General features: G+C 63.5%; 18 protein-coding genes and 1 tRNA gene. 9 read left to right on the top strand and 10 right to left on the bottom strand.

The features are described from left to right. Positions 1-26 precede the first annotated feature (26 nt). The 4 genes from AC5O5I_RS20970 to AC5O5I_RS20955 all read left to right on the top strand — a co-directional run bounded on the left by AC5O5I_RS20970 (position 27) and on the right by AC5O5I_RS20955 (position 3,366). Positions 27-218, top strand: coding sequence for a PLDc N-terminal domain-containing protein (locus tag AC5O5I_RS20970; RefSeq protein ID WP_172230200.1), 192 nt, complete (start codon positions 27-29; stop codon positions 216-218). A gap of 141 nt (positions 219-359) precedes the next feature. Continuing rightward, positions 360-2,417 carry an LTA synthase family protein gene (locus AC5O5I_RS20965; RefSeq protein ID WP_172286954.1) on the top strand — a complete coding sequence of 686 codons (2,058 nt, stop codon included), beginning with the start codon at positions 360-362 and terminating at the stop codon, positions 2,415-2,417. A 203-nt stretch (positions 2,418-2,620) separates the two neighbouring features. After that, positions 2,621-2,857, top strand: coding sequence for a hypothetical protein (locus AC5O5I_RS20960; RefSeq protein WP_172229379.1), 237 nt, complete (start codon positions 2,621-2,623; stop codon positions 2,855-2,857). A gap of 176 nt (positions 2,858-3,033) precedes the next feature. Further along, the gene (locus AC5O5I_RS20955) at positions 3,034-3,366 is read left to right on the top strand and encodes a ribonuclease E inhibitor RraB (protein ID WP_172229381.1); all 333 of its coding nucleotides are present in this window, start codon (positions 3,034-3,036) and stop codon (positions 3,364-3,366) included. Between the two features lie 114 nt (positions 3,367-3,480). On the opposite strand, the gene AC5O5I_RS20950 is transcribed toward AC5O5I_RS20955, so the two are convergent. Then, positions 3,481-4,281 carry a cytochrome c gene (locus AC5O5I_RS20950; protein ID WP_494511488.1) on the bottom strand — a complete coding sequence of 267 codons (801 nt, stop codon included), beginning with the start codon at positions 4,279-4,281 and terminating at the stop codon, positions 3,481-3,483. A 527-nt stretch (positions 4,282-4,808) separates the two neighbouring features. Between AC5O5I_RS20950 and AC5O5I_RS20945 the strand changes: the two genes are divergently transcribed. Continuing rightward, positions 4,809-5,540: an amidotransferase gene (locus AC5O5I_RS20945; protein WP_172229385.1), complete on the top strand. Its 732-nt coding sequence runs from the start codon at positions 4,809-4,811 to the stop codon at positions 5,538-5,540. Positions 5,541-5,715: 175 nt separating this feature from the next. Here AC5O5I_RS20945 and AC5O5I_RS20940 read toward each other — a convergent pair whose 3' ends face one another. The 3 genes from AC5O5I_RS20940 to AC5O5I_RS20930 form a co-directional block, all read right to left on the bottom strand. Continuing rightward, entirely contained in the window at positions 5,716-6,687 is a 972-nt protein-coding gene (locus AC5O5I_RS20940; protein ID WP_172229387.1) for a magnesium and cobalt transport protein CorA, read from the bottom strand. A 79-nt stretch (positions 6,688-6,766) separates the two neighbouring features. Next, the gene (locus AC5O5I_RS20935) at positions 6,767-7,486 is read right to left on the bottom strand and encodes a lysophospholipid acyltransferase family protein (RefSeq protein WP_494511487.1); all 720 of its coding nucleotides are present in this window, start codon (positions 7,484-7,486) and stop codon (positions 6,767-6,769) included. Positions 7,487-7,650: 164 nt separating this feature from the next. Beyond that, complete coding sequence (locus AC5O5I_RS20930; RefSeq protein WP_494511486.1) at positions 7,651-8,340, bottom strand: crotonase/enoyl-CoA hydratase family protein; 690 nt, start codon at positions 8,338-8,340, stop codon at positions 7,651-7,653. Positions 8,341-8,538: 198 nt separating this feature from the next. Between AC5O5I_RS20930 and AC5O5I_RS20925 the strand changes: the two genes are divergently transcribed. Continuing rightward, positions 8,539-8,628: transfer RNA gene (locus AC5O5I_RS20925), tRNA-Ser, on the top strand. A gap of 187 nt (positions 8,629-8,815) precedes the next feature. Here the strand turns inward: AC5O5I_RS20925 and AC5O5I_RS20920 are convergent. From AC5O5I_RS20920 to AC5O5I_RS20910, 3 genes are all read right to left on the bottom strand, one after another. Next, the gene (locus tag AC5O5I_RS20920; protein WP_494511485.1) at positions 8,816-10,948 is read right to left on the bottom strand and encodes a TonB-dependent siderophore receptor; all 2,133 of its coding nucleotides are present in this window, start codon (positions 10,946-10,948) and stop codon (positions 8,816-8,818) included. Between the two features lie 184 nt (positions 10,949-11,132). Continuing rightward, a complete protein-coding gene (locus AC5O5I_RS20915; protein WP_172287296.1) occupies positions 11,133-11,513 on the bottom strand; it encodes a hypothetical protein in 381 nt (126 codons plus the stop codon). 123 nt (positions 11,514-11,636) lie between these two features. Then, positions 11,637-12,818 (bottom strand): MFS transporter, encoded by a 1,182-nt coding sequence (locus tag AC5O5I_RS20910; RefSeq protein WP_172232454.1) that lies wholly within the window; start codon positions 12,816-12,818, stop codon positions 11,637-11,639. Between the two features lie 107 nt (positions 12,819-12,925). Between AC5O5I_RS20910 and AC5O5I_RS20905 the strand changes: the two genes are divergently transcribed. After that, the gene (locus AC5O5I_RS20905) at positions 12,926-13,810 is read left to right on the top strand and encodes a LysR family transcriptional regulator (protein WP_494511484.1); all 885 of its coding nucleotides are present in this window, start codon (positions 12,926-12,928) and stop codon (positions 13,808-13,810) included. Positions 13,811-14,308: 498 nt separating this feature from the next. Here the strand turns inward: AC5O5I_RS20905 and AC5O5I_RS20900 are convergent, their stop codons facing one another. Continuing rightward, positions 14,309-15,058, bottom strand: a complete 750-nt coding sequence (locus AC5O5I_RS20900; RefSeq protein ID WP_172222889.1) for a 3-oxoacyl-ACP reductase family protein — start codon at positions 15,056-15,058, stop codon at positions 14,309-14,311. A gap of 118 nt (positions 15,059-15,176) precedes the next feature. Here AC5O5I_RS20900 and AC5O5I_RS20895 point away from each other — a divergent pair, with 118 nt between their 5' ends. Next, positions 15,177-16,115, top strand: coding sequence for a LysR family transcriptional regulator (locus AC5O5I_RS20895; RefSeq protein ID WP_172222893.1), 939 nt, complete (start codon positions 15,177-15,179; stop codon positions 16,113-16,115). Positions 16,116-16,148: 33 nt separating this feature from the next. Here the strand turns inward: AC5O5I_RS20895 and AC5O5I_RS20890 are convergent, their stop codons facing one another. Continuing rightward, positions 16,149-16,619 (bottom strand): GreA/GreB family elongation factor, encoded by a 471-nt coding sequence (locus AC5O5I_RS20890; protein WP_172287294.1) that lies wholly within the window; start codon positions 16,617-16,619, stop codon positions 16,149-16,151. 2 nt (positions 16,620-16,621) lie between these two features. Then, complete coding sequence (locus AC5O5I_RS20885) at positions 16,622-17,014, bottom strand: hypothetical protein (RefSeq protein ID WP_172222899.1); 393 nt, start codon at positions 17,012-17,014, stop codon at positions 16,622-16,624. Between the two features lie 89 nt (positions 17,015-17,103). Here AC5O5I_RS20885 and earP point away from each other — a divergent pair, with 89 nt between their 5' ends. After that, the gene (gene earP / locus AC5O5I_RS20880) at positions 17,104-18,237 is read left to right on the top strand and encodes an elongation factor P maturation arginine rhamnosyltransferase EarP (protein ID WP_494511483.1); all 1,134 of its coding nucleotides are present in this window, start codon (positions 17,104-17,106) and stop codon (positions 18,235-18,237) included. Positions 18,238-18,253: the final 16 nt, after the last annotated feature.

The following is an 18,253-nucleotide window of genomic DNA, read 5'->3' as shown; positions in this document are numbered from 1 at the left end:
CAAAGCCTTAGCACAGGAGCCATGGCATGGGGTCTACATTCAACAGCCTGGTAGGGCTGATCATACTGGCGCTGGATATCTGGGCCATCTTCAACGTGATCAAGAGTGGCCGCGAGGTGGGCATCAAGGTGTTGTGGATCTTGCTGATCGCACTGCTGCCGGTGGTGGGCCTGGTGATCTGGGCGATTGCCGGCCCGCGGGGGAATGCGCGCATTTGAAGGCCGGCGCAGACAAAACCGGCAACACCCTCGTGACAAAATTTTCACATTGGTTTAAACAGAATCCGCACCCGCACAATGCTGCGTTGGTCTAGCACCAGCGCCATCTCCGCAAACCGCAATCCTAGGACCTTCCCATTCATGGCTAACACGGACGCCCTGAAGCAACGGGGCGGGCGAGCGTCGTTCTCGCCGACCCTGAAATCCCACCTGGCCTACACGCTGCTCAGCGCCCTGGTGATCATGCTGATGCTCAGCCTCGTGCGCCTCGCGCTGCTGGTCTACAACAGCGACATGATCGGCGATACACCCTATACAACCGTCGCCGAGGGCTTCCTCAACGGCTTGCGCTTCGACCTGCGGGTGGTGGTGTACCTCAGCATACCGCTGCTGCTGGCCATTCTCAGCCCCTGGGCGATGGCCCGGCGTGGCGTGTTCCGTTTCTGGCTGACCCTCACCTCGAGCGTGGTGATGTTCCTCGGCCTGATGGAAATGGACTTCTACCGCGAGTTCCACCAGCGCCTCAACGGCCTGGTGTTCCAGTACATCAAGGAAGACCCGAAAACCGTCATGAGCATGCTCTGGTACGGTTTCCCGGTGGTGCGCTACCTGTTGGCCTGGGCCTTTGGCACCTGGCTGCTGAGCCTGTTGTTCAAGGGCATCGACCGCATCACCCGTGGCGATGGCGTGCAGCGCGTGGCGCCGTGGTACAACCGCCTGGCGGTATTCATGGTGATTCTGCTGGTGGCCGTGGTCGCCGCCCGTGGCACCTTGCGCCAGGGCCCGCCAATGCGCTGGGGTGATGCCTTTACCACCGACTCCAACTTCGTCAACCAGTTGGGCCTGAACGGCACCCTGACCCTGATCGACGCCGCCAAGAGCCGCTTCGGCGAAGACCGCGCCAACATCTGGAAGCCGGTGCTGGACCAGGCTGTGGCCACGCAAAGCGTGCGCGAGCAGTTGCTGACCGCCCACGACACGCTGGTCGATGCCGATGAGGCTGCCATCCGCCGCGACTTCCTGCCGCCGGCCGAGCGCACCCTGCCGATCAAGAACGTGGTGGTGATCCTGATGGAAAGCTTCGCCGGCCACTCGGTGGGCGCGCTGGGCAGCCCCAACAACATCACGCCGTACTTCGACAAGCTGGCCAAAGAAGGCCTGCTGTTCGACCGCTTCTTCTCCAACGGCACCCATACCCATCAGGGCATGTTCGCCACCATGGCCTGCTTCCCCAACTTGCCCGGGTTCGAATACCTGATGCAGACCCCGGAAGGCGGCCACAAGCTGTCGGGCCTGCCGGCCTTGCTCAGCGCCCGCAATTACGACGACGTGTACGTGTACAACGGCGACTTCGCCTGGGACAACCAGTCCGGGTTCTTCGGCAACCAGGGCATGACCACGTTCATCGGCCGCAACGACTTCGTCAACCCGGTGTTCTCCGACCCGACGTGGGGCGTGTCCGACCAGGACATGTTCGACCGCGGCAACGAGGAGCTGGCCAAGCATGATGGCAAAAAACCGATCTATGCCCTGCTGCAGACCTTGTCCAACCACACCCCGTACGCGCTGCCTAAAGACCTGCCGGTCGAGAAGGTTACCGGGCAAGGCCGCCTGGACGAGCACCTGACCGCCATGCGCTACTCGGACTGGGCGCTGGGCCAGTTCTTCGAGAAGGCGCGTAAAGAGCCGTACTTCAAGGACACCCTGTTCGTCATCGTGGGTGACCATGGCTTTGGCAACCACCAGCAGGTGACCGAGCTGGACCTGGGCCGCTTCAACGTACCGCTGCTGCTGATCGCCCCGGGTATCCAGGAGAAGTTCGGCGCGGTCGACCACACCGTGGGCACCCAGGTCGACATCGTGCCGACCATCATGGGCCGTCTGGGTGGCCAGGCCCGGCACCAGTGCTGGGGCCGCGACTTGCTCAACCTGCCTGAGGGCGACCAGGGTTCGGGCATGATCAAGCCGTCGGGCAGCGAGCAGATCGTCGGCCTGGTGCAGGGCGACCGTATCCTGATCGAGTCCAAGGATATGACCCCGCGCATGTACCGCTACCAGCTGGGCAGCGAGTTCAAGGCCGAGCTGATCGAAAGCCCGGACCAGCCGGAAATGCTCAAGAAGCTGGAAGCGTATATCCAGACGGCGACCAAGAGCCTGCTGGATAACACCGCGGGTGTAGTGCACGGTACGCCGAAGTAAGGCGGCAACAGGGGCCGCTTTGCGGCCCATTCGCGGGTGAACCCGCTCCCACAGGGAAGTCACAGGGCCTGAGGTTGATGGTATCCGTGTGGGAGCGGGTTTACCCGCGAAGAGGCCGGCACAGACTGAACATTCTCCCAACCCCAAGGTCAGTTATTCAGGCATCACACACCTTGTGGTATTTGATGGAGAGGGCTCGTTCAATGAAAGAGTGGGAAGTCATCTTTGCCGACCAGAAAGGCGAACCGTCCAGGTTGCTGCTGCATGCCGAGCATATCCCCAGCGAAGAGGACGCCGCGCGGGCGATCCGTTCGCACCTGTTCCCGGTGATGGACGAGCTTGACCTCAACGACTTCCAGGACCGCGCCATTTCCCCCACTGCACGCTGGCTCAAGGAACAGAGCGGCGTCACCATCACCAGCATCCACGAAGCGCCCTGAACCACACGTTTGCGTGGTGCCGTTGCAGGCACTACGCTGGTGGAAGGTGCCTGCCTATTCTGCGGGTTGGTGCCTTTTCTATTCGCGTCTTGCATCAGCTCGAACTGCGCGGCCACTGCCGGCAGGTGCGTAGTGCACGGAAAGTCTATCCATTGCTTTATTCAGGAGGACGATTCATGAGCAGCCAGAACGACGATATCAGCAGCAACGTCCTGCGCCAGATGAAAGCAGGCGGTTTCGACTTCACCCGGATCCACCCCATCGAGTTCTATGCCGTGTTCCCCGACGAAGCAGGGGCCCGCCGTGCGGCCGGGCAGTTTCGCGGTGAATCCCTCAATGCCCAGGTAACCGAAATGGGCGACGGTGCCTGGCACTTGGAGCTGAGCAAGGTCATGTACGCCACGTATGGCGGGATTGGCGATTTCGAGGAGGCGTTCGAGCAGCTGGTGACACCTTATGGTGGTGAAGTGGAAGGCTGGGGCGTCAAGCACGAACGGCTGACTGCCTGACGGTCCGTAGTGGCTTTTTCGCAAACTTGCCCACGCCCACAGATATTCACAAGGCCTGAAACCTGTGCGATCCCTGTGGGAGCGGGCATGCCCGCGAATGGCCAGGCACCGCAGTCAAGGCCTGCGCCCGGCCATATGCCCCAGATAGGCCAGCAGCGCATCCAGCTCCTGCTCACTCAACACGCTTTCGGCAAACCCCGGCATCTTCGCCTGCGGCCAGCGGCGCAGGCTCTGCGGGTCACGTATCAGCTTGCGCAGGTAAGCAGGCTGGAAATACTCGGTCGGGTTGTGCGGCACGTTCAAATCCGGCCCTAGCTGCGCATCTCCCGCGCCGTTAAGCGTATGGCACGCCAGGCAGTTCTGCTGGAACAACGCAAACCCCTGGCGCACCGGGCTGTCGCCAGGCAGCGTCGGGTCGGGCAGCAGCGCCGGAAAACGCTGCGCCACCGGCGACAGCTGGCGCAGGGTGGAAATCTGGAACGGCCACTGTTCCGGGCGTATGCCGCTGGCCTGCGGCGCCGTCCACACCAGGTAGAACGGCCCGGCGCTTGGCTTGCCCTTGCTCAGTGGCGGCCAAGGCTTGCTCGGGTCTTCCACGGCCAGCCAGGCCCGTGCAGGCCCTTGCTGCAGCAGCGGCGCAGCAGGCATTTCGGCGGCAAAGCCATCCAGCGCTACTGCTTGCAGGTGGTCGCTGGCGTTCACACCCTCCAGCAGTGCGGCCAGCGGCACCGCCCGATAGTGCATGGGGCGTTTATAGGACACGTCCTGTTCGATGCTGATTTCACGCGCCTGCGGGTGGCCGAGCAGTTCGGCGCTGCTCCACTCGCGCGTGCTGGCGCCCAGCGCCAGGTGCAGCTGCGCCGCCGACAGTGGCAGGCTCAGCAGCATCATCAACAGGGCAAGGCAGTGGCGCATGGGCAATCTCCGACCATCAAGGCCAGCAGATTACCTGTGCACTGCCCGTTGGCGCCACCGCCGCAGTCAGCCGAACAAACGTGTCAGGTTCGGCAAGATCAACAGCAAAGTCGTGGCGAAAAGAATGAGCCCAGCTTGGCGAATTTTCGATTGTCTGAACATGGCGGACCGCCTTCTTGTTGTTATTCCTGAATACCCGTTGGCTTCCCTGTCGTACTGCGGGTCGATCGCAGTGGCGTCGATGGCGCCTGAACTGCATGCCTCTTGTAAGTGCATATACATCCAACAGTAGGGTGTGTGTCAGGCATGTTTGAGAACCCTTTGTTCTAACCGTATAGCCGCACGATTCCGTGTGGCTATGAGGCCTTGTGCCAGCCGGCTGGCATGCTCTGACTAGACACTGGCGCAACTGCTGGCGACATACCGACAAAATGTGACCGTTCGTCAGTGCAGCCTACTTGCTTGTACGTGCCTTTCGCGTCAGTCTCTACAGCAGATTCCCACTCATGTCGTTCAGGACTATTCCTATGTCGTTACGCATCTGCATCCTTGAGACCGATGTCCTGCGTCCGGAGTTGACCGCGCAGTATCAGGGCTACGGCAGGATGTTCGAGCAGCTCTTTTCGCGTCAGCCGATCGCCGCCGAATTTTGTGTCTACAACGTGATGCACGGCGACTACCCCGCCGACAATGAAGTGTTCGATGCCTACCTTGTGACGGGCAGCAAGGCCGATTCGTTCGGAACCGATGCCTGGATCCAGACCCTCAAGGCGTATCTGCTGAAACTGTACGAGCGTGGCGAGAAATTGCTGGGTGTGTGCTTCGGCCATCAGTTGCTGGCGTTGACCCTGGGTGGCAAGGCCGAGCGCGCCGAGAAAGGCTGGGGCGTGGGCATCCACCGCTACACGCTGGCGGCCCATGCGCCGTGGATGGACCCGGAAGTGTCCGAGCTGACGTTGCTGATCAGCCATCAGGACCAGGTGACCCAGTTGCCCGAGGGCGCCACGGTGATTGCGTCCAGCGATTTCTGCCCGAATGCGGCGTACCACATTCGCGACCAGGTGCTGTGCTTCCAGGGCCACCCGGAGTTCGTCCATGACTACTCCCGCGCGCTGCTCGATGCGCGCCAGGCGTACCTGGGCGACGAGGTGTACCACAAGGCAGTGGCCAGCCTGGCCACCGAACACCAGGGCGACCTGGTGGGCGAGTGGATGTTGCGGTTTATCCAGCAGCCGGCCAGCAACCACGACGCCGCCTGATGGCCGGGGCCGCTTGGCGGCCCATCGCTGGCAAGCCAGGCTCCCACAGACCGCACCAAATTCAAGCCATGCGCCGTACTTGTAGGAGCCTGGCTTGTCGTGGCGACGAACCGCGGCGATGGGCTGCGCAGCAGCCCCATTAACCTTGACTGACTTGCATAGGGTCCGGGCTCTCCTACAGCCAGCCAGACCGCTTGAAGCTGGCATACAACCCTGTGCACCCCGCCACAATCACCCCCAGCACCACGAAATACCCGTAATGCCAGCCCAGCTCGGGCATGTTCTGGAAGTTCATCCCGTAAATCCCGGCAATGGCCGTGGGGAACGCCAGGATCGCCGCCCAGGCCGCGAACTTGCGTTGCACGATGCTTTGCCGTGACGATTCCAGCAGCATGCCGATCTCGATGGTCTGGCTGGCGATGTCGCGGATGCCGGCCAGGTCTTCCATTTGCCGCGTCACGTGGATCTGCACGTCGCGAAAGTACGGGCGCATGTTCTTGTCGATGAACGGGAAGCTCAGCCGCTGCAGCTCTTCGCTCACTTCCACCATCGGCGCCACGTAGCGGCGCAGGCGCAGGATGTCGCGGCGCAGGCTGTGCAAGCGGCGGATGTCCTCGTCTTGCAGCGAACCGCCGAGCACGCTTTGCTCCAGTTCTTCGATCTCGCCATGAATGGCCTCGCTGACCGGCTGGTAGTTCTCGGTCACGAAGTCGAGCAGGGCGTACAGCACGAAATCTTCACCGTGCTCCAGCAGCAATGGCCGCGCCTCGCAGCGCTGGCGCACCAAGGCATAGGATTTGGAGTGGCCGTTGCGGCAGGTGATGATGTAGCCGTTGCCGGCGAAGATGTGGGTTTCGATGAACTCCAGCTTGCCCTCGTGGCGCACCGGCGAATACGTAACGATGAACAGGGCATCGCCGAAGGTTTCCAGCTTGGGCCGGCTGTGTTTTTCCAGGGCATCCTCGATGGCCAGTTCATGCAGGTTGAACTGGCGCTGCAGGTTGGCCAGCTCCTCGGCGTTGGGTTCTTCCAGGCCGATCCACACGAAGTGCCCCGGCTTGCGCGCCCATTCGCTGCCTTCGTCGATGCTGATGTTGGTGACCTTTCTGCCGGCGCTGTACACCGCCGATGCCACGACTCGCCCCATGGTTGTGCGCTTCCCCGATTGAACACGGGTTACAGCTTGGGCCGTAGCCGGCGCGAGGGCAACCTGCACGGGCGCCGATTTAGCCTTCGGCCAATTCCGCTTCCATGCGGTCAATGCACTGCTGCATCTGCGCCCGGCACTGTTCGATCAGCACCGGCAGGTCCCGCACCGTCATGCCTGCCGTGGCAATCGGCGGCAGCGAGCGCACGATCACCGTACGCTGGCGCCAGCTGTTCAGGTTCAGTCGCCCGGCATAGCGGCTGACGCACACCGGCACGATCGGCACGCCAGCCTCGATGGCCATGTGAAACGCGCCTTTCTTGAAGGCCAGCAGGTGCTCGCCAGGGTTGCGCGTGCCTTCGGGGAAAATCCAGATGGAGGTGTCAGCCTGCAGCACGCGGGTGGTCTTGTGCATGGCCTTGCGCGCCTGGTAGGCATTGTTGCGATCGATCAGCACGTTGCCGCCCAGCCAGAACAACTGGCCGAACAGCGGGATCCAGCCCAGGCTTTTCTTGCCGATGGCCACAGTACGTTTTGGCACTGCCTGGCCGAGCACGAACAGGTCGAAGTTGGACTGGTGGTTGGCGATGATCACGCAGCCGGGCGGCTGGTCCCACAGCGGGCCTACCTCGGCCTTGACCTTGATGCGCATCAGCCAGGTAGCCGGCAGGCTGTAGAGGTGGGCGAACAGGCGGCTGTTGTCGGGGTTGAAGGGGCGGCACAGGCCAATGACCAGGCCAACGGCGCCGACGACAAGAAAATGCAGCGCCAGCAGGAGCATGCGCAACGAGTAAAGCATGGTACGACTCACACCAGACAGTCGCGGGGGAGTGTACGGGTGTGCACTGGTTGGGGCAAACCTTGGTGTAAGTCTGTTCCGGCCCTTTGGCGGGTAAACCCGCTCCTACAACGGGCATTCATACCTGTGTGGGAGCGGGTTTACCCGCGAAGAGGCCCGCAAGGTCAGCCCATATGCTGCTGATCCCGCTCGATCGCTTGGTCCAGCGCCTCCAGCAGCCCTTTGCGCACTTTCAGCTTGGTGTTCTTGTGCGCCAGCATGTTCAGCTTTTTCAGTTCCCGCGCCGCTGCCAGTGCCGCATCGTGCAACTGCTCGGCCGGCACCACCTTGTCGAGGAAGCCGGCATCCACCGCGCCTTGCGGGTCGAATACCTCGGCATTGATCACCGAGCGGTGGAAAGCCGAGCGGCGCAGGCGGTCGCGGGCCAGTTCGATGCCGGCATGGTGCATGGTCATGCCGATCTGCACTTCGTTCAGGCAGACCTTGTACGGCCCTTCGACGCCGATGCGGTAGTCGGCCGACAACAGCAGGAAGGCCCCTTTGGCCACGGCGTTGCCCGGGCAGGCGACCACCACCGGGAACGGGTGCGACAGCAGGCGGCGGGCGAGGGTGGAGCCGGCAGTGACCAGGCTGATTGCCTCTTTTGGCCCGCTGGTCATCACCTTGAGGTCGTAACCGCCCGAGAGAATGCCCGGCTGGCCGGTGATGATCACCACCGCACGCTCTTCGGTGGCGCGGTCGAGCGCGGCGTTGAAGGCGGTGATGACATCCGGCGAAATGGCGTTGACCTTGCCGTTGTTCAGGGTCAGGGTGGCGATGCCGTCTTCGGCGTGGTAGGTAATCAGCTCGCTCATGGCAGAGTCCTTTTGTTGGCGTGGCGACGACGTTACCCAGCGCCAGGGGCAAGGTAAAGCAGCAAGGCTGACTGGTCGGTCAGCGCTCAGCGTGGCTCAAGTGCAAATACATGAAAAATTTGAAAAAAATGCTTGCCAAAGGGAATGTCTTTCACTAAATTAGCGCACCTCGACAGGCCGCAGGGCTTGAAGAGAAACGGTGAAGTGTCCGAGTGGTCGAAGGAGCACGCCTGGAAAGTGTGTATACGAGAAATCGTATCAAGGGTTCAAATCCCTTCTTCACCGCCACATTCTACGAAAAGCCCCCGCGTTGAAAAGCTCGGGGGCTTTTTGTTTCTGCTACTTTTTTGGGGCCGCTTTGCGGCCCATTCGCAGCGCAAGGCTGCTCCTACAAATGACCGCGAACCTGCTGCTGACACGTTCTCGGTAGGAGCAGCCTTGTGCTGCGAATGGGCTGCAAGGCAGCCCCAACCCGCTAGAAGCTGACCGAAGCCGACAGCCGGGCAGTACGCGGCGCACCCTGGAACAGGTAGTTGTCCCCCAGGTAATCCCCCACATCGCGCCAGTAGCGTTTGTCGAACACGTTATCCACGGTCAGCCGCAGCACCGTGTCATACCCGCCTACCTGCGTACGGTAGCGGCTACCCACATCGAACACGGTATACCCGCCCACCTGCACATTGCCCGCCTGGCTCGCATACTTGCTGGCGCTGTAGCGCGCCCCACCCAGCAGCGCCAGCCCCGGCACCGGCAGGCTGTACTCCGCGTGCAGCGCAGCGCGGAACCTGGGCACATTGATCGCCTGATGGCCTTCGTAGGCATCGGTGCCGCTGTTCTGCACCCGTGCACGAATGGCCGCCGCGCTGGCCTGCACCTGCAGGTTCGAGGTCACCCAGCCGCTGGCGCCAAGCTCCAGGCCGGTGTTTTTCTGCCGGCCTTGCTGCACGTAGGTGAAGTTGCCGGCACCGTCCGGGCGCGCGTACTGGTAGGCCTGGCGGAGCTGGAACAGCGCGGCGCTGAGGCTCAGGCCCTGCCAGTCGTGCTTGAGGCCCAGCTCGAGCTGATGCGAGGTGGTCGGCGCGAGAATTTCGGCGGCATTGCTGGCAAACCAGGGCGCAGTCCCACCGGCTGACAGGCCCTTGGAATAGCTGGCATAGACGGTGGTGTTCGGCTGCGGCTTGTAGATCAGCGCAGCATTGGGCAGCAGCTCGTACTGGCGGGTATGGCGCCCGGCAACACCGGTCTCGTCCCAGGTCTTTTCATCCAGACGCACTTCGCGAGCGCCCAGTACGGTCTGCCATTGCTCGTTGAAACTGATGCGGTCGCTGATGAACAGGCCGTACTGGCGGCTGTCCAGGCGCCGTTCGCTGGCGCCGATCGGCTTGTCGGACGGGGCGAAGGCGGGGGCGCCACTGTAGATATTGCCGCTACCGAGCCACTCGTTGTAGTAGGGGCGCTGGTCCAGCGTGCGCCGCTGCGCGCTGGTACCCAGGGTCAGTTCATGGCCCACGCCCAGCGCCTCGAAGCGCCCGGCGAGCATGGCCTGTGCCTCATCGGTGCGGCGGGTGTCGTCGGGGCTGCGGAAGTCGTAGATGTCGTAGTCGCCATTGCTGGCGAAGAACGCGCCTTCGCTCGAGCCCCAGGCAAACGCGCTGTAGTCATCGATCACCACCTTGCTGCGCGAGGCGCTCAAGGTGCCGGTCCAGGCCTCGTTGAAGCGGTACTCGAAGCGCCCGCCCAGGTTCAGCGAGTCGTTCTGCACAGGTTTTGCCCACTGCTGGTAGGCCAGGCGGTCACTGGGGTCGATGCCGTGGGGCACTTGGGTGCCGCCGAGCAGCTGGTAGCCGGGCACCGAGCGTTGTTCGCGGTGCTGGTATTCGGCATCCAGTTGCAAGGTGGCATCCGGGCTTATCTGCCAGTCGAAGGCCAGCGAGGCGAAGTCGCGCTTGCCATCGGCGTGGTCGACGTAAGAGCGGATGTCCTCATGGGCCAGGTTGGCGCGCAGGCCAAACTGCTTTTCGCTGCCGAACCAGCCGCCCAGGTCGGTGGCCAGGTAGCGCTCGCCTTGTTCGTTGGTCGACACGGTGACGCTGCGCACGTCTTCGGCACGCTTGGTCACGTAGTTGATCAGGCCGCCGGGCTCCGACACGCCGCTCTGCAGGCCGGACAGGCCTTTGAGCAGCTCGACCTGCTGTTTGTTTTCCAGGGCCACGTTCTGCTCGCCGGCGATGGTCTGGCCGTTGATGCGGTAACTGCTGGCGGCGTTCAGTTCGAAGCCGCGCACGTTGAAGTTTTCGTAGTAGCCGATGGGCGCATAGCTTTCGCCCACCGAGGCGTCGCTTTGCAGCACTTCGCTGAGCTTGCGCACCTGACGGTCTTCCAGCAATTGCTGGCTGAACACGCTGACCGAGGCGGGGGTGTCGAGCAAGGGTGCGGGCTGGAAGCCGCCCACTGCAGCCTGGCGTGCCTGGTAGCCATCGTTGGCGTAGCTGTCGGAAACCTGCAGCGGGGCCAGTAACACGCTGTCTTCGGCAAGCACATTGGGGCAATGCAGGGCCAGGCCCAGGCTGAGCAGGCTCAGGGGCAGGCGGGGGTGACGCGGGGGCATGCGGGGCTCCTGGATGCGCGACACCTGTGCGGGCCTCTTCGCGGGTAAACCCGCTCCCACAGGGGCATCGCCACCCGTTGTAGGCGCGGGTTCACCCGCGAAGAGGCCCGCACAGGCCATGAAAAAAGGCGGCATCTTAGCAGCCGCCTTCAATACAAAACGATCCAGGCCTTGCGATATTCAGTCAGTCTGCGCGGGTTGGCCGCTTGTGCTGCCGCCAGTTGTCATCGATCTTCGACCAGGTCTTGCCATCGGTAATGGCCATGAGCTTGCGCCCATCCTTGAAGGTGGCCAGGAAGGTGGCTTCTTCTTCCTTGCCACCCAGCCACAGCCCGGCCAGCAACCCCACCGGCCCGGCCACCAACGCCCCGGCCACGCCCCAGCCAAGGGTGCTGCCGAAGCTGCGGCTGGACTCCAGGCTGGCCAGCCTCAGGTCGCTGATACGTGCCAGGGAAATCCGCTCGCCCGGGGAGGGGCTGCGCGGGGTCTTGAGTGTGAGCGATCCGTTGCGATACTCGCCTTCACCTTGCAAGAAATCGCCGGATTGCACCGTGAGTCTTGTCATAAAGTCGTCCTGTCAGGGAAAGGGCATTGACCAGCGCCTACTGAGCGCTGCCCGGGCAGGCAAGTCAACGGCAATACGACGGAGGGTAGTGCGGTGCAATGTCGCCCTCAGGCCGGCACGCGCCTACACAATTGATGTGGCAGGTTTGCGGTTCGCCAGCAGCCACGCCAGCAATGCGAGAGCGCCAATCACCAACCCTGCCACCACAATCCCCATCCAGCCCTGGCGCTGGAACAACTGCGTCCCCAGCAGCGACCCCAGTGCCCCGCCAATGAAATAGCAGGTGATGTACCCGGCATTCAGCCGCGTGCGCGCCTCGGGCCGCAGCGCAATGACTGCGTTCTGGTTGCTCACGTGCACCAGCTGCACCGCCAGGTCGAGCATCAGCACACCTAGCAGCAAGGCCAGCAGCGATTGCTGGGCAAACCCCAGCGGTACCCACGACAGCAGCAACACCACCAGCCCCACCGTGGTCCCCAGCGAGCCCTTGCCACGGTCGGCCAGGCGCCCGGCCCAGTTGGCCGACAGCGCGCCCGCCGCACCGGCCAGGCCGAACAGGCCGATCACTGCATCGGAATAGTGGTACGGGCCTTGCGCCAGCAGGAAGGCCAATGGCGTCCAGAACAGCGCGAACAGGCTGAACGCCAGCAGGCCGAGCAGCGAGCGCAGGCGCAGCACCGGCTCTTCGATGAACAGGCGGAACACCGAGCCGATCAGTGCGGGGTACTTCAAACCAGCATGGCTGTGGTGCTGTGGCAGGCTGCGGTACAGGGCCACGGCGGTGATCGCCATCAGTACGGCAGCCAGCACGTAGATGCTGCGCCAGCCGCCTAGTTCGGCCATGAAGCCGGCAGCGGTCCGCGCCAGCAGAATGCCCAGCAGCAGGCCGCTCATCAGCGTGCCGACCGCGCGGCCGCGCTGGTGCGGCGGGCTCAGCGCGGCGGCCATGGGCACCAGGATCTGCGCCACCACCGAGAACAGGCCGGTCAGCGCGGTGCCGAGCAGCAACCACGGCAGGCTCGGTGCGCAGGCACTGATGACCAGGCCCAGGGTGGCAATGACGGTCATCACGGTGATCAGCCGGCGCTGTTCGAACAGGTCGCCCAGTGGCGCCAGCAACAGCAACCCGGCGCCGTAGCTGAGCTGTGCGGCAATCACGATACTGCCTGCGCTGGCGGTGCTCAGGCCAAATTGCTGGGCAATGCTGTGCAACAGCGGTTGCGCGTAGTAGTTGCTGGCCACGGCCAGGCCGGTGGCGGTCGCCATCAGCAGGATCAGGGCGCGGCTGAGAGTGGGGGTGTTCATGCGGTTCTCGTGGCGGGCAGTAGTAAGTGGTGGTGATTATCTGGAAGTGTCAGGCATGACGCCAATGTATAGTTTTCAACTTATCAATCTCGAAAACAGATAGATCAATGAACCTCAAGCAGCTTGAGTACGCCCTCGCCGTGGCCGACACCGGCAGTTTTACCCGTGCGGCTGAACGTTGCCATGTGGTGCAGTCGGCGCTTAGCCACCAGGTGGCGCGCCTTGAGGCACACCTGGGCGTCAGCCTGTTCGAGCGCAGTTCGCGGCGGGTGCGCCTGACGCCTGCCGGCGAGGCCTTTGTGCTCAGCGCCAGGCCGGCGGTGGAGGCGGCCCGGCGCGTTGCTGATGATGTGGCGGCGGCTTGCGGCCAAGTGCGTGGGCGCTTGGCGATTGGTGAAATCAGCTCGCTCACCGCGCTGGACCTGGTCGACCTGCTGGCGGTGTTTCACGGCCGTTACCCGGATGTGGACGTGCGCTGGCTTACGGCCAAGAGCGAATTGCTGATCGCCGATGTGATCGAACGGCGCCTGGACGTGGGTTTCATCGGCCTGTGGCAGGGCGAAGTGGTGCAGGGGGTGCAGCATCGTTTGCTGGCCAGGGAAGCGCTGGTGGCGTTGTTGCCGCCGGGCCATCGGCTGGCGGGCAGGGCGCAGCTGGCGCTGGCCGATCTGGCCGGTGAAGTGCTGGTGGACTTCCCCGAAGGCACCGGGGCGCGACGGCAGACGGACGAGGCGTTTCAGGCGGCGGGGTTGCAGCATCGGGTGCAGTTCGAGATTGGGCATGTGCGTCTGGTCGAGAAGTTCGTGCAGCGGGGCATGGCGGTCGGCCTGGTGCCGGAGCGGGTGGCCGAAGGTATGGACGGCGTGGCGGTGGCGCGGTTGGTGGATGCGCCGGTGCGGCACCTTTATGCCGTGTGGTCATCCAGCCCGACACCGGCTGCCCGGGCGTTTTTGGAGGTGATGGAGCAGAGTTTGGGGGCTGGCGAAGGATGAGCCTTGTTCTATGGTCATGGAATCTCTCATTGGGATTGCATCAGGGCTGACAGGTGCTTGCCGCAAGATATGCAGCGCCTGTGAGATCGAGCGCCGCCCGCGCGGCGCTTCGCGGGTGTCCGCCACCACATCTTCATCGCCTGTCAGATCGAGCGCCGCCCACGCGGCGCTTCGCGGGTGAACCCGCTCCCACATTTGTTGCAACGTGGCCATGCCTGTGAGAAAGGGGTTGCCCGCCTTGGTGCATAGCTTGAGACAGGTGAGGCTGCAGTGGGGTCAACCGAGAAATCCAGTCAAGCCAACAAGGCTGGCAACCATGGCCTGACAGGTTTGGTGCGTTGCAACAAATGTGGGAGCGGGTTCACCCGCGAAGCGCCGCGCGGGCGGCGCTCGATCTCACAGGCGCTGAAAATGCTGCGGCAAGCACCTGGGAGCCCTGATGCGATTACAAAAACAGCAGACTTGCCCGCACACAGCCCCACACAGGCAACCCTCCAATCAGGCCGCAAACCCCCCATCCACTGTCAAACTGGCCCCGGTGATGTACCCCGCCTCAGGCCCCGCCAGGTAAGCCACGAAGCTGGCAATCTCATCGGCCTCGCCATACCGCCCGATCGCCATCAGCGGGATCAGGCTTTCGGCAAACTCGCCGCTGGCCGGGTTCATGTCGGTGTCCACCGGCCCTGGCTGCACGTTGTTCACGGTGATGCCCTGCGGCCCCAGGTCACGCGCCATGCCGCGGGTCAGGCCAACCAGCGCCGACTTGCTCATGGCATACGGCGCGCCACCGGCAAACGGCATGCGTTCGGCGTTGGTGCTGCCGATATTGATGATGCGCCCACCCTGGCCCATGTAGCGCGCCGCGGCCTGGCTGGCGACGAACACGCTGCGCACGTTGATGGCGAGGGTGCGGTCGAAGTCTGCCAGGTCAAAGTCTAGCAATGGCGCCACGGCAAGCACGCCGGCGTTGTTGACCAGGATGTCGAGCCTGCCGAAGGCCTTCACGGCGTCATCCACGGCCAATTGCACAGCAGCGGCATCGGCGCTGTCGGCGCGCAGCGCCAAGGCCTTGCCACCGGATGCCTTGACTTCATCGACGAGGGCCTTGGCCGGGCCTTCGGAACTGGCGTAGGTAAAAGCGACCTGTGCGCCTTCCTTGGCCAGGCGCCGCACGATGGCCGCACCAATGCCACGGGAACCGCCCTGTACCAGGGCCACTTTGCCTTCGAGGGTAAATTGCTTGGACATGCTCATCTCCTGCTGGAAGCCAGGCTGAAATGCCTTGGATGGGCGCAGTATCGGCGCTCGATTACCTGCTGATAAGATGGCAATCACTATCAGCAGAGTAAACCTTTGGTTGCCAATCATGGCCATGGAATCGTTCAACGCGTTGGAGTGCTTCATCCGCAGTGCCGAGGTCGGCAGTTTTGCCGAAGCCGCCAGGCGCCTCAGCATCACCCCGGCTGCCGTGGGCAAGCATGTCGCCCAGCTGGAAGCGCGGCTGGGGGTGCGGTTGTTCCAGCGTAGTACCCGCAAGCTGACCTTGACCGAAGCGGGGCAGCGTTTTCTTGGGGAGATCAGCGACAGCTTTCGCACTATCCAGTACGCCGTGGCCAACCTGGCCAGTTCCGAAGGCCAGCCTGCCGGGCTGCTGCGGGTGAGCATGGGCACGGTATTCGGGCGTTTGTATGTGTTGCCCTTGCTGGCTGAATTCCTTCGGCGCTACCCGGCCATTACCCCGGACTGGCATTTCGACAACCGCCAGGTGGACCTGATCGGCCAGGGTTTCGACGCAGCGATTGGTGGCGGTTTCGAGCTGCCGCCGGGGGTGGTGGCGCGCAAACTGACCCCCGCCCACCGGGTGCTGGTGGCGGCGCCGGGGTATCTGGATCGGCATGCACCGATCAACGACCCGCAGGTACTGCAGCGGCATGACGGCATCCTGATCCGCTCACCGCAGAGCGGGCGGGTGCGGTCGTGGCCGTTGACCAGCCGCTGGCAGGCGCAGCAGCCGCTGCAACTGCGCCAGGCGATGACCATGAGCGATTCGGATGCGGCGTGTGCGGTGGCCGAGCAGGGGTTGGGGGTGGCCCTGGTAAGCCTGCCGTTTGCCGTGCCCTACCTGCAGGCCGGGCGCCTGCGGCGGGTGTTGCCGGACTGGTACGTGGACGATGGGCATATCAGCCTGTATTTCGCCCAACACAAGCTGTTGCCCGGCAAGACCCGGGCGTTTGTCGATTTTGTCGTGGAGCAATTTGCCGAGCAGGGGTTGGCGGGGCGCTTCGATGCCTTGCAAACCCTTTGACTGTGTAGCGCCTGTGCCTGTCAAGAGGCCAGTTCAGACCACATCCACTATGAACAGTACCTGCGGCCCCAGGTTCACCTCGTCATCCACCTTCTTGCCGAGCAATTGCTGCCCCAGGGGCGAGCGCGGGGTGATCACCGTCACCAGTTCATCCCCCTGGCCAATCTTCAGGCCGGCAGCCTCGGGCCCGAGGAACACCCGGCGCTGGCCGCCGTGCTCATCTTCCAGCGTCACCAGGTTGCTGACCTGCACCCCGCGCGCCGGGTCATGCTCACGCAGCAGCAACTGCTGGTAGATCAGCAGCGCCTGGCGGATTTCGGCGCTGCGGCGGGCTTGCCCGGTAGCCAGGTACGAGGCTTCCAGCCCGAGGGTGTCGTACTTGTTCTCGGCGATGTTCTCTTCGGCGGTGGCGGTTTCGTAGGCTGTTTGCGCCGCACGGGTCAGCACCTCCAGATCATGCTCGAGGATGGCGACGATCTGTGCCAGCAGGTGGGGCTTGTTCATGGTCAGTAGCAGAACTCCAGCACGTTGGCCTGGCTTTTGTCGGTGGGCGCGGTGCGGTTCTGCTGCAGCCAGAACTGGCACCTGGGGCTGTTGAGGTTGCGCGGGTTGCCCTGGGCGGCATCGGCAGCCTGCTGCTGTTGCTGTTTGTTCAGGATGTGTTGGTAGCGTTCGAACATCTCACCCTGCGCGTCCATCGGCTGTGCCGCCGGGGTTACAGCCGGCGCGAGCGCCGGGGCCACGGCCTGGGCCACCGGCAGTACCTGGGCCGGCCACAGTTGCAGGGCCAGCCACAGGCTCAGGGCGATGGCGACGGCGCCAAGCCAGAGGCCGAAGGCTACACAGAGTATCAACGGCAGCGGCTTCAAAGTGATCTTCAGTTCACGTGGGCGGGGCATGGCTACCTCCTTGGCAGGGTGGGGCGGGGTGCATTGTCGCATGCTGTCGGGCAAAATCCGCGTTTTTCAGTAGGCAAGGGGAGGGGCACATGAAAGCCACCTGGGACATCTTCTGCAGCGTCGTCGACAACTATGGCGACATCGGCGTGACCTGGCGCCTGGCTCGCCAGCTTGTCGCTGAGCACAACCTGGCGGTGCGCCTGTGGGTGGATGACCTGAATGCCTTTGTGCCAATGTGCCCCGGGGCGGATGCCACTGCCGCCCAGCAATGGCAGCACGGCGTGGATGTGCGGCAGTGGCCGGCGACCTGGTTGCCGGTGGCGCCGGCCGAGGTGGTAATCGGTGCGTTCGCCTGCCTGCTGCCGCCTGCGTATGTAGATGCGATGCGCGCGCGCTCCGTGCCGCCGCTGTGGCTCAACCTCGAATACCTCAGCGCCGAAGACTGGGTGGAAGGTTGTCATGGCTTGCCCTCGCCACAGCCCAACGGCCTGCGAAAGGTGTTTTTCTTCCCCGGCTTTACCGAAAAAACCGGTGGCCTGCTGCGCGAGGGTTCGCTGCTGGCACGGCGTGACGCGTTCCAGCAGTCTGCCGACGTTCGCCAGGCATTCCTGCACGGGCTTGGCGTGCATCCAGCGCCGGGTGCACTGCTGATCTCGCTATTCGCCTACGAAAACCCGCAGTTGGCCAGCTGGCTCGATGCCTTGGCCACCGACGCCCAGCCCTGCCACTTGCTGGTACCGCAAGGGCGGGTTGTTGCCGGCCTTGGCCAGTGGCTGGGCGAAGCGCAGTTGAACGTAGGTGCGGTGCACAAGCGCGGGGCGCTGACCGTGCAAGTGTTGCCTTTCGTCAGCCAGGACGATTTCGACCGGCTGCTCTGGAGCTGTGATTTCAATGCGGTGCGCGGCGAAGACTCATTTGTACGCGCGCAGTGGGCCGGTCAGCCGATGCTATGGCACATCTACGTGCAGGACGAAAATGCCCATTGGGAAAAGCTCGAAGCATTTCTCGGGCATTATCGACGTGGCCTGTCAGACGCTGCCGACGCCGCACTGCTTGGCCTGTGGCGTGCCTGGAACATGGATCGCGACATGGGCCTGGCGTGGCAGGCGGCCCGCCAGCATTGGCCAGAACTGCAGCAGCACGCCCGCGATTGGGCAGCCCGGCAGGCCGCTCAGCCGGACCTTGCCATGACGCTGGTACAGTTTTACCGAAATTGGCTATGATATGCGGCCTCGATTT

The sequence above is a fragment of the Pseudomonas sp. 9_2_1 genome (assembly GCF_059295275.1).
The sequence above is the reverse complement of the archived record's forward strand: the minus strand, read 5'-3'. Positions and strand labels throughout refer to the sequence as shown.